Below are 15326 nucleotides of genomic sequence, written 5' to 3'. Positions count from 1 at the left end.
TAGGCGAATCGATGTTGACTTATCGTAGGAAGAAGCGTAGATATTTGCTAGTCGATAGGCGCCAGAGCTAGACATCGTAAAAAAGACGTTTCGTTTCGTTCAGTTTTGAGAGTTCAAACTCTCAAAAGTTTGTTCTTTGAAAACCAGATAAAATGAGAAGATATAAACCGAGAAACATTCACCTTACGGAGAATTCCGTAAGAAAACTAGTAAGACCTTATTAAGGTCGAGCAAGGAGAAGCGAGAAGATCAAGGAAGCAAATGAGTGAGCGCCGGAGCGTATATAATACGTGAGGATGCGAATGAATGAAGCTGACGCAGAGATTCGAAGCTTATCATTGCACGAACGATTAAGTTAGTAAGGGCGCACGGTGGATGCCTTGGCACTAGGAGCCGATGAAGGACGGGACTAACACCGAAATGCTTCGGGGAGCTGTAAGTAAGCTTCGATCCGGAGATTTCCGAATGGGGAAACCCTCTGCTCGTAATGGGGCAGAATCCATTTCTGAATACATAGGAAATGGAAGGCAGACCCGGGGAACTGAAACATCTCAGTACCCGGAGGAAGAGAAAGAAAAATCGATTCCCCGAGTAGCGGCGAGCGAAACGGGAAAAGCCCAAACCAAGAGGCTTGCCTCTTGGGGTTGTAGGACACTCTATACGGAGTTACAAAAGGATGATGTAGACGAAGCGGTCTGGAAAGGCCGGCCACAGAAGGTAACAGCCCTGTAGTCGAAATGTCATCCCCTCCTGAGTGGATCCTGAGTACGGCGGGACACGTGAAATCCCGTCGGAAGCTGGGAGGACCATCTCCCAAGGCTAAATACTCCCTAGTGACCGATAGTGAACCAGTACCGTGAGGGAAAGGTGAAAAGCACCCCGGAAGGGGAGTGAAATAGATCCTGAAACCGTGTGCCTACAAATAGTCAAAGCATGGATGCGTATTTCCCTATGGGAAAACGCTGTGTGATGGCGTGCCTTTTGTAGAATGAACCGGCGAGTTACGATTTCATGCAAGGTTAAGTTGAAGAGACGGAGCCGCAGCGAAAGCGAGTCTGAATAGGGCGCATATAGTATGAGGTCGTAGACCCGAAACCAGGTGATCTACCCATGTCCAGGGTGAAGGTAAGGTAACACTTACTGGAGGCCCGAACCCACGTACGTTGAAAAGTGCGGGGATGAGGTGTGGGTAGCGGTGAAATTCCAATCGAACCTGGAGATAGCTGGTTCTCTCCGAAATAGCTTTAGGGCTAGCCTTGAGAAAGAGTCTTGGAGGTAGAGCACTGTTTGGACGAGGGGCCCTCATCGGGTTACCGAATTCAGACAAACTCCGAATGCCAAAGACTTGATTCTCAGGAGTCAGACTGCGAGTGATAAGATCCGTAGTCGAGAGGGAAACAGCCCAGACCGCCAGCTAAGGTCCCCAAGTATCCGTTAAGTGGAAAAGGATGTGGAGTTGCTTAGACAACCAGGATGTTGGCTTAGAAGCAGCCACCATTTAAAGAGTGCGTAATAGCTCACTGGTCGAGTGACTCTGCGCCGAAAATGTATCGGGGCTAAACGGATCACCGAAGCTGCGGATTGACACCGTAGGTGTCAGTGGTAGGAGAGCGTTCCAAGGGCTGTGAAGCCAGACCGGAAGGACTGGTGGAGCGCTTGGAAGTGAGAATGCCGGTATGAGTAGCGAAAGAAGGGTGAGAATCCCTTCCACCGAATGCCTAAGGTTTCCTGAGGAAGGCTCGTCCGCTCAGGGTTAGTCGGGACCTAAGCCGAGGCTGAAAAGCGTAGGCGATGGATAACAGGTCGATATTCCTGTACCACCTCCCCGCCGTTTGAGTAATGGGGGGACGCAGGAGGATAGGGTAAGCGCGCTGCTGGATATGCGCGTCCAAGCCGTTAGGCTGAAGAGGAGGCAAATCCTTCTCTTTAAAGCGGAGCGGTGATGGCGAGGGAAATATAGTACCGAAGTTCCTGATTCCACACTGCCAAGAAAAGCCTCTAGCGAGGCGGGAGGTGCCCGTACCGCAAACCGACACAGGTAGGCGAGGAGAGAATCCTAAGGTGATCGAGAGAACTCTCGTTAAGGAACTCGGCAAAATGACCCCGTAACTTCGGGAGAAGGGGTGCTCTTTTGGGTGAAAGCCCGAGAGAGCCGCAGTGAATAGGCCCAGGCGACTGTTTAGCAAAAACACAGGTCTCTGCGAAGCCGCAAGGCGAAGTATAGGGGCTGACGCCTGCCCGGTGCTGGAAGGTTAAGAGGAGTGCTTAGGCGCAAGCCGAAGGTACGAATTGAAGCCCCAGTAAACGGCGGCCGTAACTATAACGGTCCTAAGGTAGCGAAATTCCTTGTCGGGTAAGTTCCGACCCGCACGAAAGGCGCAACGATCTGGGCACTGTCTCAACGAGAGACTCGGTGAAATTATAGTACCTGTGAAGATGCAGGTTACCCGCGACAGGACGGAAAGACCCCGTGGAGCTTTACTGCAGCCTGATATGGAATGTTGGTGCAGCTTGTACAGGATAGGTAGGAGCCGTCGAAGCAGGAGCGCCAGCTTCTGTGGAGGCATCGGTGGGATACTACCCTTGCTGTACTGACATTCTAACCCGCACCCGTGATCCGGGTGGGAGACAGTGTCAGGCAGGCAGTTTGACTGGGGCGGTCGCCTCCTAAAGAGTAACGGAGGCGCCCAAAGGTTCCCTCAGAATGGTTGGAAATCATTCGCAGAGTGTAAAGGCACAAGGGAGCTTGACTGCGAGACCTACAAGTCGAGCAGGGACGAAAGTCGGGCTTAGTGATCCGGTGGTTCCGCATGGAAGGGCCATCGCTCAACGGATAAAAGCTACCCCGGGGATAACAGGCTTATCTCCCCCAAGAGTTCACATCGACGGGGAGGTTTGGCACCTCGATGTCGGCTCATCGCATCCTGGGGCTGTAGTCGGTCCCAAGGGTTGGGCTGTTCGCCCATTAAAGCGGTACGCGAGCTGGGTTCAGAACGTCGTGAGACAGTTCGGTCCCTATCCGTCGCGGGCGCAGGAAATTTGAGAGGAGCTGTCCTTAGTACGAGAGGACCGGGATGGACGCACCGCTGGTGTACCAGTTGTCTCGCCAGAGGCATAGCTGGGTAGCTATGTGCGGAAGGGATAAGTGCTGAAAGCATCTAAGCATGAAGCCCCCCTCAAGATGAGATTTCCCTTGGTTTATACCATAAGACCCCTGAAAGATGATCAGGTTGATAGGTCCGAGGTGGAAGTGTGGCGACACATGGAGCTGACGGATACTAATCGGTCAAGGGCTTAATCAAACAAAAAGCGAAGCGCCTGTACATCGGCGTATAAATATCCTAGCTTCTGACGAGATAAAGGAAACACGATAAAGTCCAACAGGACAAATCGATGTTGACTTATCGTAGGAAGAAGCGTAGATATTTACTAGCCGATAGGCGCTGGAGCTGGATTAGGAAAAATGTTTTCGGTTGAAACTTCTCTTTTATCTGGTTTTGAGAGAATGAAAAATTCCTCTTGAAATATACATAAAAATGTATATAATAAGATATGTCGATTCCTAATTGGGTATCACATAAATGTCTGGTGACGATAGCGAAGAGGTCACACCCGTTCCCATCTCGAACACGGCAGTTAAGCTCTTCAGCGCCGATGGTAGTAAGGGGCTTCCCCTTGTGAGAGCAGGACGTTGCCAGGCAGAATATTCCGCAGTAGCTCAGTGGTAGAGCTATCGGCTGTTAACCGATCGGTCGTAGGTTCGAATCCTACCTGCGGAGCCATTATTGGAGAGCTGTCCGAGTGGCCGAAGGAGCACGATTGGAAATCGTGTATACGCTAACCGCGTATCAAGGGTTCAAATCCCTTGCTCTCCGCCATTCATATACATAATGGCCCCTTGGTCAAGCGGTTAAGACACCGCCCTTTCACGGCGGTAACACGGGTTCGAATCCCGTAGGGGTCACTTTTATTATCGCGGGGTGGAGCAGTCTGGTAGCTCGTCGGGCTCATAACCCGAAGGTCATAGGTTCAAATCCTATCCCCGCAATTAATGGTCCGGTAGTTCAGTTGGTTAGAATGCCTGCCTGTCACGCAGGAGGTCGCGGGTTCGAGTCCCGTCCGGACCGCCATTATACATAGTGGCTCAGTAGCTCAGTCGGTAGAGCAAAGGACTGAAAATCCTTGTGTCGGCGGTTCGATTCCGTCCTGAGCCACCTTTAATAAAGTTTTTTGGTGGGGTAGCGAAGTGGCTAAACGCGGCGGACTGTAAATCCGCTCCCTCCGGGTTCGGCGGTTCGAATCCGTCCCCCACCACCATATTTAGGGGTATAGTTTAATGGTAAAACGAAGGTCTCCAAAACCTTTGATGTGGGTTCGATTCCTACTACCCCTGTAAAATTGTGGCGGCTATGGCGAAGTGGTTAACGCATCGGATTGTGGCTCCGACACTCGTGGGTTCGATTCCCACTAGTCGCCCCATATTAATTTGTTTATTGGGCTATAGCCAAGCGGTAAGGCAACGGACTTTGACTCCGTCATTCGTTGGTTCGAATCCAGCTAGCCCAGTATGCGGAAGTAGTTCAGTGGTAGAACACCACCTTGCCAAGGTGGGGGTCGCGGGTTCGAATCCCGTCTTCCGCTCCATAGAATGCTAGGCGGCATAGCCAAGTGGTAAGGCACGGGTCTGCAACACCCTTACCACCGGTTCGAATCCGGTTGCCGCCTCCATTGAACTGTGCCGGTGTGGCGGAATTGGCAGACGCGCGGGACTCAAAATCCCGTGTCCGCGAGGACGTGTCGGTTCGACCCCGACCACCGGTATCTTTAAGTGAAAACAAGTTAAATTAAGAAACGATAGAACACTTATAAATGTTGTTAAATCAACGTTTATGAGTGTTTTTTGTTGTGTATGAAAAAGGATAAAAAAGGTGGGTTTTAAAATCATTTTACACAAATTTTACACAAGCAAAATTAGTAATGCTTAATAGCGCAAGGGTTTTACGAAGGTGATAAAATATTAAGTAGGTAAGGTTTGAATAACTATTAATGGGGAGTTTTATGAGTGAGAAGTAAGAAACGAGGCCATTTCTGCAATGGGTGTGGGTACTTTCTGCCTAATGAAAAATTTAGTGGTAGAGGTCACCGTGAACATCTTTGTAAAGAGTGTAAAAAAGCAGGTATAGTAATAAATACTAAGTCAAATTCCGATTATGATCGATATTTTCACCTTCTATCAAAGGCTATAAGAAACTGTATGATCGTTTGTTTGGAGAATGAAAGTTTCTTTTTATTTGAATATCAAAATTCACGATATATTATCGGGGATGACCTTAGCTCAGAAATCTATGTGTATCGGGGAGATATGGAGCAAAAATTCCTAGCGTCAGAAAAACTACAAAAGAGTGAAGTCGTAATGGACGTTTTATACAAAAAATACTACGATACAATGGATAGCAACCAAAGTTTTGATTATGAAGAATTGATTTACGATGAGTATGTAGAAATTTCAAAGAAACGCAGACAGTATCTTGAAGTAATATCATCGATTCATCATTTGAAGGAGTTTTTAATAGTTGGAAGGAGGGAGAATTTATGAGTCAATCAAGAATGATGCATGTAAAGAAATTATATGAACCCTGCCCTGTTAAAGAAAACGATGAAATATTTCGAAATGGAGTATTTCACTTTAATATATCCAGAATATTGGAAGACATTCATTCTGGGAAACTAGTTGTTGATAAAGAATACATAGATATTAATGAATGGTTTAAGTGGCATGGACATCATTCATCTTTAAATGAAGACCATTTATCTACAGTTAATATAGATAGTATTATAGTACAAGCTGAAATAAGTCCTGGAATATTTTCTATCATAGACGGCAATCACAGAATGGAAAAAGCATTTCGGTTGGGTAACCCCTCCATTTATTCATATAAATTAAGGAGAGAGCAGTTGATTCCATATTTCATAACTGAGAAGGGTTACCAAGCTTTTGTAGAATATTGGAATTCGAAGTTATAAAAATTTTTAACGAATATATTTCTAAATGAAAATTAACAGTCATACTCGAAAAGGTGCAAGTAGTAAAGGATTTGTAATGAAGAAATAAATATCATGAACCGCATTTTAAATACCATTAGGCAGCAAAAGTGTTTTCAAGTGTTCTTAAATATACGGGTGAGATAATGTATTGCTATTGCTCATACAATAGCATACAATATCACGTGAAGGGAGTGTTTTATAGTGGCAAAAACATCTAATCTTACGATAAGGCTTGAACCGGGACTCAAAGAACAGGCGGAAGAAATCTTAGGGCAATTGGGTATTCCAGTCTCAAATGCGGTGAATATATTTTTGAAACAGGTTGTTATGCAAGGAGGAATCCCTTTCGATGTTAAACTTCCAGCGAGGAAGCCAGTAGGAGCCTATGATTTAACGGAAAATGAATTAAATATTGAGTTGGAAAAAGGATATGCTGATTTTGTAAAGGGAAACACAAAGTCCATTGAGAATGCTTTTTCGGGTATCCGTAAAAATTACAATATATGAAGTATAAATTATTACTAACGGAGCAAGCAGATTTGGATTTGCGGGGAATATATGAGTATATTGCATTTACCCTTCTTGAACCTGACATAGCAGCCGGGCAATTAATGAGAATAGAAAATGCCATCCTGAGTCTAGATGAAATGCCTCAGCGATTTCGATTGTTTGAAAAAGAGCCCTGGCACTCCAGAGGACTTTGCCAGATGCCTGTTGATCATTTTATTGTATTCTATATCCCGAATGATAAGGATAAAACAGTTACTGTTATCCGTGTTATGTATGGGAGAAGAAATATAGATGAACAACTGAAAAAGACTAATCATGATTTATAGTGATTGTCAGATTCGTGAGATTGAATGAAAAAGCAGCAAAGCAGGGTATTCTAAACCCGTGACAGTTAGGTCAAAAAGCAAAAAGTAATTACCCTACAAGATGATGATAATCCGAAGGGTAATTACTTTTTTACGCCAATTTAACGTATACAAACTTGGAAACACGATTAAATCAGTACTTTGACCGCCATTTCTACCCCAACTACAAGGAAATAAATAATTTTATGAATTTAGTCAAGAACACCCCGTTCTTTAGAAATGGGATGAATTGCTTTACTACTTTACAAACGTGTGTTCCTGTGGTGAAATTTCCTTATCAAAACGTTCTTTGAAAACTACACAAATAGGGTTGCTACCAGAAAGGCTTGGTAGCGTAAAATGTGTAAGCATGACCATCTCTATTGTTGCTGAAGATGCGAAAACCAAGCGAGTAGGCGTAATCAATAGAACGATGCAGAAACGTTTTGCTTCGGAGAACCGTAGGGACTACGGAGTTAGCCTGCTAAGATAACTGGTGGATGCACTGGTGTTCGCAGGAATCTTGTTACTTTAGTGGCGAGTAGTTCAAGGAGCTAGATGAAAGCGTACAGGATACGGCCAAGAGAGAAGTTTATGAAGAGACAGGACTTAGAATAGAACAACTAGAATTATTTGGGATTTATTCTGGTCCCCAATATGATAAAACATTCCCTAACGGGGATCAAGTTTCATCATTTGTAGGAAATATAAAGGTGAATTAGTTAAAAGTAATGAAGAGTCACTGCACAATAAGTTTTTTTCACTTGATGAATTACCCAACAATATATTTACCGAACATAGAATGCTAGTCAACGATTTATTATCACAAAAAACACGTCCTATTATAGGTTAATAAAATTTAAGGGTATGTTGTTCAAGGACGGGGAATGCTCGTATATAAGAGCTTCTATAGGAAGAATGAGGCAATCTACTTTCTAGATTAATTAGTAGATCGTTGTTTCCGTATGAGTCAAACTTAATGAAACTAATAATATAATAAAGTTGATTGGGAGGTTGCATATGGATATTGTTATTCGTGAAATATGTGAAAACGATTATGCCGAAGTATTGCTTCTATGGAATAATGAGTTAGGAAGTCATACAGTTAATGCTGCAAATATTTCAGGACGATTTGAAAGAATGAATAAAGATGAAAATTACAAAACGTATGTCGCGTTGTTTGAAAGCAAGGTAGTAGGTTGTATCACGGTCGTACAGACAATGGCGTTGGAATACGAAATAGGATATTTGAAAATTAATGGTTTCGCTGTAAAAGAAAGTTTTCAAAATAAAGGAATAGGAACTAAACTTCTTAAATATGTTGAAAACTTTGCGCTTGAGAGGGGACTTACCTACCTTATATTAAATAGTGGATTTCAACGAACACAATCACATGATTTTTATGAGTCTAAAGGTTTTGATAAGTTATCATATTGTTTTACAAAAAAAGTTTTAGCTCCTGATAATCTTATGTGAAATTTATATAATAGCTCATTATGCTAAGAAGTGTGGTTCTACAATAAATAGCGCCTTCTTAGCTCTCAATGAACGAGGGTGATTAGAACGAGCAATTTAATGTAAAGGAGATGAGTTTTATAATTAAAATTAGGTTGGCGACTTTAGATGATTTACTCCAACACGTTGTCTAAATCACTTTTACCGTCTTTTCCAGGCGTTACAAGGATGTATGCAGCATAATTCTTATACCGCATTTGTCCGTTCTTTAATAGAACGACACGTATATATACTGCATATTCTGTTTCACCATTTCTTCCCCAATGGACTTTTCCAAAGTCCACCTTATACATTCTTGTTTTGCTCTGATTTGAAACCACTGTACGTTCTTCAATCGGTATTATTGCTTCCATTCAAAGCCCTCCCCCAATTGTTAAAATGAGTTAATTGAAAAGCTCGTTCAGGGTAAAACTCCGATTGTTTGCAAAGACGGTGTTGCGAAAATAGATTCGAACCATCCAGATTACAAGTTTTGGATGGAGGATTAGAAGATTAAATGAATGCTGGGGATATTTATAATTTAGAATATCCATTTCGAGAAGGACAAGGTGGGAAATTTCGCCCTATCCTTATTTTGTGCTAACGTCAACACCTAACGAGTTTATAGGCTTGAAAACAAAGTCAAATGGATCCTTAATTCTTATAGATTCCTGCAAAATTGAAAACATTACTGTCAATGAAGAGATTTTTAGAAAAGTTGAACATTATACACTTATAAAGGGAACGATATTTCTTAGAACTAAAGTAACTCTAATAAATAAGATCAACTGCGTGGGGATTACAAATTAGGGATCTCTGTTAGGCTAACGAATAAAGGAAAAAGGCCATAATTCACAAAACGAATTATTGACCTTTTCCCAATTACTGGAGATTACTTTTTACCATTTTGTATATTTCCACTAGCATTCGGATCCACAATATTTCCACCGTAATCGGGGACTCGCTTTGCATGTTCTTGATGATATTTTGTTCCGGATTCTGAGTTAGCTGGTTGCTTATTGTTTTGTTTTTTTGTCATGATCCTCACCTCTACAGTTAAATTAGGTCTAATGTAAACTCTGTTCATATTCCACTATAGTGTTAGCTAATTTTGCGAAAATATGCTAATTCTTATCACCCCACTGTATCTCAAGTAATCATTTTGAATAATGATTGATTTTCAAATGAAGCGTAAACAACCGAGATAAAAAATGGTTTGAAAAGGGTATAGTTTTTCGTCTGAAGCTGGGGCACAAGAAATATACGAATAAATTCATCCCAAACATGTTGCTCTCTTATAATTTGCCAAGTGAATGAGTAAGAGAATGAGCTATACGCCTTTAGGGTTGTACTCAGTACTGAATCTTTCATAGTACTGAAGGACATACCTTTTTTTATTGTATAAAAATTAATTTGCTAGTTTAATACTCCTCCAAACAAATTACGTTCACGATCAAAAAACAGTCGTTTACGACAAAAGCATACTTATTCTTGGAAAAAGTGCTACTATATCTTTATTAGAAAACAATTTATTTAAATTCAACCTTAAAAAATATAAATTAAGTAAAATAGTAGAATGTTTTGTGAGTATCTTCAAAGGAGGCTTCATAGATGTTTTCTGCGCTCAATAAAAAACAAACCTATTGCCTATCGCTTATTTTTTGCGGCCTCTTTATTATCTTCGTTCTTATCCTATCTTTACAAAATATAAAGGGGGATACAGTGGCTATAAGTGCAGCTACGTCTAACCATGCAAATGAACATCTTTCCGATCATATTCGAAATGATTCTTCAGATTCCCATGGAAAGAACACCTATGTTGTAACTAGAACAACATTAAATATTCGGACGGGGCCAAGTCACGAGCATGAGATTATAGGGTTACTCGATATTGAGGACCAAATTGATGTAGTGGGAGAACCAATAAATGGCTATTATCCAATTGAATACGATGGAAATACAGCCTACGCAAATGCGATGTTCTTAGTAAAACCTTTGACGATTAATGTGGATGATAGGGATAAACCAGAAAAGATGATCTTAGATATTCCTTATATGAAACAACGACCAAGTCTACCTTCCGGATGTGAAGCCACTTCGCTCGCCATGTCTTTAAATTATTATGGAATCGCTGTCACAAAAGAAACGATTGCACTAGAACATAATTATGACGATACGCAATTGATTAGAAATGATGATGGGTCCATAAATATTTGGGGAAATCCATTAAATGGCTATGTAGGGGATCCATTTTCTCTTGGGTATACGATTTTTCCGAATAAACTAAAACAGCAAGCGAATGAATTCTTACCAAGTCTGGATTCAACTGGAGCCAATCTTGAAACCTTGGAATATTTTATTGCGCAAGGCAGGCCAGTGCTCGTCTGGATCACAAATGAATATGAAATGCCAGATGAGAGATTTTGGCAAACAGACGAAGGTAAATATGTTTATGCCCCAACTCCCCTTCACAATGTCGTTTTGACAGGGTATGACCAACGATACGTGTACGTAAACGATCCCGAAGATTATGGAGAAAAAAATTATAAAATACCTAAAGAGAGATTCGAGTATTTATATAATCTTATGGGGATGAAATCACTAGTCATTGGGACTGGGAAAAAGAGTTGATAAAAAGGACAATTGTGGAACTTTTAAAGGAAAAGACGTTGCATACATGAACACAAAACCCCATTCAAAAAAGAGATATTTCATTCTAAATACAATAAAATCTAACGTTCACGATCAAAAAACGATCGTTTACGATAACAGTGCCCACAAAATTCAAAATGATGCTACTATATTTTTAGGTTAACTAAAACAAGAGCTCATGAGCAATTAAATAAAGAGGAGAGGGGGTTAGGAAATGCTGAGAAAAAGAATAAGCATTATTAGCGGCCATCCTGATTCTAACATTGATCCCGTCTTCAACGTTTGCTGCAAATATTAAGGATGAGCCTTTCAGTTTTCATGTAACTGTTTCTAACAAGTCAGGTACTACTAAAGCGCGTGCAAAGGAAAATACAACTTCTACGTACGTTGAGGTAACACAAACGCCTGGTTCCGTTATTAATATGGATGTTCAAGGCTTTCGACCAACATCAGGTTCTGGAACAAATTACTGGGTAAATGAGACATTAGGCGGAACAGTGATGCTTTTGAAGGGAGAGTGGCGTGTAAAACAAACTGGTTATGAAAACGGTGGGCGGAGTGCCAGATTAAGATTTGAAAAATACGGAAATGACGGTATAGTTTCAGGAAGATGGAGTCCTGACAGTGTTGGCTCTGCACCACATGTAAACTAACAAAAAACTTTACAAGATACAGAAGCGGAGAGATTGTCACTCTGCTTCTTTCTATTGTTATTAAAACAATTCCACAAGGAGAACGATCTATGAATAAGATAAAAGGATTAGCCATTTTATTTTTCTGCGTGTTACCCATTTTTCTATCCGCTTGCTCTTATAAAAAATTTGAGGATTCTCTCAAAAGTAAATTAAATAAGGAGCAAGAAGAATATATCAATCCCGCAACCATACCTAAAAACTCTTCAGAGGCTGAGGAGCAGAGCCTTTTCATTGTTGGAGATACCATTGTTTTTACAGATGTGGAAAATATGACAGTAGAGTATACACTTAATGAAATTCATGTATCCGATAATATCCATGATCTAGGTTTGAAAGCTGATGATTTTTCCGATACGTCACTCATTTCAAACAACGGGGATATTAAAAAAAAGATGCATCTAGTGACCGTTGATGTTACTGTGAAAAATGTTGATTACAAAAGTTATGGACCAGAGGAGGACAATCCTGTTATGTCTATTGAACCTTCAGTGGGATTTAAAGAAGGAATTGAAGATCCAAATGGACCGTGGGTTATCCATGCGTCTTACTTTAGCGGACATGCACCTATGGATCAAAATCATGGTGATGATTATTATTATTTTCCATTAGCAACTGGTGAAGAAATCGATGCAACTGTGGGGTGGTTTGTACCCGCTGATCAGTTAGAAGATGAACCATTGTATTACATTATAGGCAGTGCTGGAGGGTCGGAGGATTACCAATATTTTGAACTGAAATTTGATCAGAGAGAACTCCCATGAATAAACATTTATTCGATTATTAAAGCAACATACATAATCTTGACTACTAATGTAGAAAGTTAAGTCTAATGTTAGCTAGTTTTATACTTCAAATGCTAAAAATTTGACGTTCACGATCAAAAAACAATCGTTTACGACAAAAGTGTCCATAAAATTCAAAATGATGCTACTATATAAATAGGTTAACGAAACAAACGCTCATGAGTAATTAAATTAAGAGGAGAGGAGGTGAAGAAATGCTGAAAAAAAGAATTAGTTCTATTGTATTGGCGGCCATCATGATTCTAACATTCATCCCATCTTCAACGTTTGCTGCAAATATTAAGGATGAGCCCTTCAGTTTTCAAGTAACTGTTTCTAACAAGTCAGGTACTACTAAAGCGCGTGCAAAGGAAAATACGACTTCCACGTATGTTCACGTTAAACAAACACCTGGTTCCGTTATAAATATGGATGTTCAAGGCTTTCGCCCAACATCAGGTTCTGGTACAAATTACTGGGTAAATGAGACAATCGGTGGAAAGGTCTTACTTTTAAAGGGAGAGTGGCGTGTAAAGCAAACTGTTTATGAAAACGGTGGGCGAAGCGCTAGATTAAGATTCGAAAGATATGCAACAGATGGTATAGTTTCTGGAGACTGGAGTCCTGACAGTGTTGGCTCTGCTCCACATGCAAATTAAACAAAATAAAAGAAGCAGAGTGCTACTCTGCTTCTTTCTAATAGATAGTTAAAATATACCATAAGGAGAACAATCTATGAATATGATGAAAAAATCAACCATTTTATTAATATGCGTTCTGCCCATCTTTTTATCCGCTTGTTCTTATAAAAACTTCGAAGATTCTCTCAAAAGTAAATTAAATAAGGAGGGGGAAGAATATATAAACCCCGCAGCCATACCTAACAACTCCTCAGAGACCGAGGACACAAGGCTTTTTTTTGTTGGAGATACCATGTCTTATACATATCTAGGTAATCAGACACTTAAATATACACTTAATTCAGCTGATTTGTCAGTCAATATAAATGATTTGGCTTTGAACGTAGATGACTTCTATGATAAGTCACTCATTTCGGATAACGGTAAAATCGATAATGAGCATCGACTAGTGACTGTGGCTGTCACAGTGAAAAACATCAATTACCTGGGGGATGATGGCGATAGAGATGTTCCTATTTTGTTTATTGAATCATCAGTGGGATTTAAAGAGGGGATTGAAGACCCGAATGGACCATGGACTATTGATGCTTCCTACTTTAGCGAACATCCACCTATGGATCAAAACCATGGTAAGGACTATTCTAAATTTCCATTAGCGATCGGTGACGAAATTGATGCAACGGTAGGGTGGTTTGTGCCTGCTGATCAGTTGGAAAAAGAACCATTGTATTACATTATAGGCAGTGGGGGTAGGTCAGAAGACTATCAATATTTCGAGCTGAAATTTGATTAGATTTAACGTTCACGATCAAAAAACAACCGTTTACGACAAAAGTGACTACAAAATTCAAAATGGTGCTACTATATAATAAGTTTACCAAACAAACGCCCATGAGCAATTAAAATTAAGAGGAGAGGAGGTTAAGAAATGCAGAAAAAAGGAATAAGCACTATTGTGTTAGCTGCCGTCATGATTCTAACATTCATCCCGCCTTCAACGTTTGCCGGGAATATTGTAGATACGACGTTTAGTTATAACGTCAGTTTGTCCAATAAATACGCATATACTAATCCGAGAGCAAAGGAAAATGCTACTTCTACGTATGTTAAGATAAATCAGGCGCCTGGTAACCTTATTTTTCTGGATGTTCAAGGTTCTACTTCCAAAACAAACTGGGTAAATAGGACTGTAGGGGTGACACCACTAGCAAGACCAGGAGAGTGGCGTGTAAAGCAACTTGTTTATGAAAAGGGAGACAGTTTTGCTAGATTAAAATTTGAAAGATATAACGAATCTGGTACTGTTTCGGGGGTATGGAGTCCTGATAGCGTAGGCAATGCTCCACATCTAAATTGAAATTGGTTTATAAAGTAGGGCAGGAAGCAGAGTTAGTTGCACTCTGCTTCTCTATAATTATAAACATCTACAAGGAGAACGAATCATGAATAAGATAAAAGGATTTTCCATTTTATTTTTCTGCGTGTTACCCGTCTTTCTATCCGCTTGCTCTTATAAAAAATTCGAGGACTCTCTCAAAAATAAATTAAATAAAGAGCATGAAGTAGATATCAACACTGCAACCATACCTAACAACTCTACAGAGGGCGATGAGCAAAGCCTTTTCTCTGTTGGTGATACTGCTACATACACCGAGAAACATTTTCAGACCAATATAAAAGAGTCCATTGAGTACACACTTAATAAAATCCATGTTTCGGATAATATCAATGATCTAGGTTTGAAAGCTGATGATTTTTCCGACGCGTCACTTATTTCAGACAACGGTGATATTAAAAAAAATATGCGGTTAGTGGCCGTTGATGTCACAGTGAAAAATGTTGATTATAAAGGGGATGAATCAGAGGGGAATAATCCTATTTTGTATATTGAACCTACGTTGGGATTTAAAGGGGGAATTGAAGACCCAGATGGACCATGGGTTATTTATGCTTCCTACTTTAGTGAACATGCGCCTATGGATCAAAATCATGGTGATGATTACTATTTTTTTCCATTAGCATTAGGTGAAGAAATCGATGCAACAATAGGGTGGTTTGTACCCGCAGATCAGTTGGGTGAAGAACCGTTGTATTACATCATAGGCAATGGGGGAAGGTCAGAGGACTACAAATATTTCGAGCTGAAATTTGATTAGGAGAGAG

At 40.7% G+C, this 15326-nt stretch carries 14 protein-coding genes, 13 tRNA genes, 2 rRNA genes and 1 pseudogene; 28 read left to right on the top strand and 2 right to left on the bottom strand.

What is annotated here, in order from left to right; all coding sequences use genetic code 11:
* Positions 1-348 precede the first annotated feature (348 nt).
* The 21 genes and pseudogenes from BN1243_RS06735 (at position 349) to BN1243_RS06640 (ending at position 8375) form a co-directional block, all read left to right on the top strand.
* Positions 349-3302 (top strand): 23S ribosomal RNA (locus BN1243_RS06735).
* A gap of 282 nt (positions 3303-3584) precedes the next feature.
* Positions 3585-3700, top strand: a 5S ribosomal RNA gene (rrf, locus tag BN1243_RS06730).
* 7 nt (positions 3701-3707) lie between these two features.
* A tRNA-Asn gene (locus BN1243_RS06725) sits at positions 3708-3782 on the top strand.
* A gap of 5 nt (positions 3783-3787) precedes the next feature.
* Positions 3788-3878 (top strand) — tRNA-Ser (locus BN1243_RS06720).
* Between the two features lie 14 nt (positions 3879-3892).
* Positions 3893-3964, top strand: a tRNA-Glu gene (locus BN1243_RS06715).
* 10 nt (positions 3965-3974) lie between these two features.
* A tRNA-Met gene (locus tag BN1243_RS06710) sits at positions 3975-4048 on the top strand.
* A gap of 5 nt (positions 4049-4053) precedes the next feature.
* Positions 4054-4130: transfer RNA gene (locus BN1243_RS06705), tRNA-Asp, on the top strand.
* An 11-nt stretch (positions 4131-4141) separates the two neighbouring features.
* Positions 4142-4214 (top strand) — tRNA-Phe (locus tag BN1243_RS06700).
* Positions 4215-4232: 18 nt separating this feature from the next.
* Positions 4233-4317 (top strand) — tRNA-Tyr (locus tag BN1243_RS06695).
* 5 nt (positions 4318-4322) lie between these two features.
* Positions 4323-4393: transfer RNA gene (locus BN1243_RS06690), tRNA-Trp, on the top strand.
* A gap of 10 nt (positions 4394-4403) precedes the next feature.
* Positions 4404-4479 (top strand) — tRNA-His (locus tag BN1243_RS06685).
* A gap of 15 nt (positions 4480-4494) precedes the next feature.
* Positions 4495-4566 (top strand) — tRNA-Gln (locus BN1243_RS06680).
* Positions 4567-4569: 3 nt separating this feature from the next.
* Positions 4570-4644 (top strand) — tRNA-Gly (locus BN1243_RS06675).
* Positions 4645-4654: 10 nt separating this feature from the next.
* Positions 4655-4728 (top strand) — tRNA-Cys (locus BN1243_RS06670).
* 9 nt (positions 4729-4737) lie between these two features.
* Positions 4738-4821, top strand: a tRNA-Leu gene (locus BN1243_RS06665).
* Between the two features lie 241 nt (positions 4822-5062).
* A complete protein-coding gene (locus BN1243_RS06660; RefSeq protein ID WP_062105436.1) occupies positions 5063-5596 on the top strand; it encodes a hypothetical protein in 534 nt (177 codons plus the stop codon).
* The gene (locus BN1243_RS06655) at positions 5593-6024 is read left to right on the top strand and encodes a hypothetical protein (protein WP_062105435.1); all 432 of its coding nucleotides are present in this window, start codon (positions 5593-5595) and stop codon (positions 6022-6024) included. Before BN1243_RS06660 ends, BN1243_RS06655 begins: the two co-directional genes overlap by 4 nt.
* Before the next feature lie 222 nt (positions 6025-6246).
* Positions 6247-6552 (top strand): type II toxin-antitoxin system RelB/DinJ family antitoxin, encoded by a 306-nt coding sequence (locus BN1243_RS06650; protein ID WP_062105434.1) that lies wholly within the window; start codon positions 6247-6249, stop codon positions 6550-6552.
* Positions 6549-6881 (top strand): type II toxin-antitoxin system RelE/ParE family toxin, encoded by a 333-nt coding sequence (locus BN1243_RS06645; RefSeq protein ID WP_062105433.1) that lies wholly within the window; start codon positions 6549-6551, stop codon positions 6879-6881. The genes BN1243_RS06650 and BN1243_RS06645 overlap by 4 nt, the downstream gene beginning before the upstream one ends.
* A 629-nt stretch (positions 6882-7510) precedes the next feature.
* Positions 7511-7621 (top strand): annotated as a pseudogene (locus BN1243_RS23000) (hypothetical protein); the annotation flags it as partial.
* 298 nt (positions 7622-7919) lie between these two features.
* Entirely contained in the window at positions 7920-8375 is a 456-nt protein-coding gene (locus tag BN1243_RS06640; RefSeq protein ID WP_062105432.1) for a GNAT family N-acetyltransferase, read from the top strand.
* A gap of 152 nt (positions 8376-8527) precedes the next feature.
* Here the strand turns inward: BN1243_RS06640 and BN1243_RS06635 are convergent, their stop codons facing one another.
* A complete protein-coding gene (locus tag BN1243_RS06635) occupies positions 8528-8767 on the bottom strand; it encodes a hypothetical protein (protein ID WP_062105431.1) in 240 nt (79 codons plus the stop codon).
* A gap of 518 nt (positions 8768-9285) precedes the next feature.
* Complete coding sequence (locus BN1243_RS21990; protein ID WP_154669810.1) at positions 9286-9432, bottom strand: hypothetical protein; 147 nt, start codon at positions 9430-9432, stop codon at positions 9286-9288.
* 683 nt (positions 9433-10115) lie between these two features.
* Here BN1243_RS21990 and BN1243_RS21570 point away from each other — a divergent pair.
* The 7 genes from BN1243_RS21570 to BN1243_RS06595 all read left to right on the top strand — a co-directional run bounded on the left by BN1243_RS21570 (position 10116) and on the right by BN1243_RS06595 (position 15319).
* A complete protein-coding gene (locus tag BN1243_RS21570; protein WP_195892076.1) occupies positions 10116-11024 on the top strand; it encodes a C39 family peptidase in 909 nt (302 codons plus the stop codon).
* A 284-nt stretch (positions 11025-11308) separates the two neighbouring features.
* Positions 11309-11698: a hypothetical protein gene (locus BN1243_RS06620; RefSeq protein ID WP_062105428.1), complete on the top strand. Its 390-nt coding sequence runs from the start codon at positions 11309-11311 to the stop codon at positions 11696-11698.
* 89 nt (positions 11699-11787) lie between these two features.
* Positions 11788-12501, top strand: coding sequence for a DUF5027 family lipoprotein (locus BN1243_RS06615; RefSeq protein ID WP_062105427.1), 714 nt, complete (start codon positions 11788-11790; stop codon positions 12499-12501).
* Between the two features lie 236 nt (positions 12502-12737).
* Positions 12738-13181, top strand: a complete 444-nt coding sequence (locus tag BN1243_RS06610) for a hypothetical protein (protein WP_062105426.1) — start codon at positions 12738-12740, stop codon at positions 13179-13181.
* A 274-nt stretch (positions 13182-13455) separates the two neighbouring features.
* Positions 13456-13956, top strand: coding sequence for a DUF5027 family lipoprotein (locus BN1243_RS06605; RefSeq protein ID WP_230200112.1), 501 nt, complete (start codon positions 13456-13458; stop codon positions 13954-13956).
* Between the two features lie 135 nt (positions 13957-14091).
* A complete protein-coding gene (locus tag BN1243_RS06600; RefSeq protein ID WP_062105424.1) occupies positions 14092-14520 on the top strand; it encodes a DUF2712 domain-containing protein in 429 nt (142 codons plus the stop codon).
* 85 nt (positions 14521-14605) lie between these two features.
* Positions 14606-15319 carry a DUF5027 family lipoprotein gene (locus tag BN1243_RS06595; protein WP_062105423.1) on the top strand — a complete coding sequence of 238 codons (714 nt, stop codon included), beginning with the start codon at positions 14606-14608 and terminating at the stop codon, positions 15317-15319.
* The last annotated feature ends 7 nt before the right edge of the window (positions 15320-15326 follow it).

This window comes from Bacillus niameyensis (assembly GCF_001375535.1).
Classification (GTDB): domain Bacteria; phylum Bacillota; class Bacilli; order Bacillales; family Bacillaceae_C; genus Lederbergia; species Lederbergia niameyensis.
The sequence above is the reverse complement of the archived record's forward strand: the minus strand, read 5'-3'. Positions and strand labels throughout refer to the sequence as shown.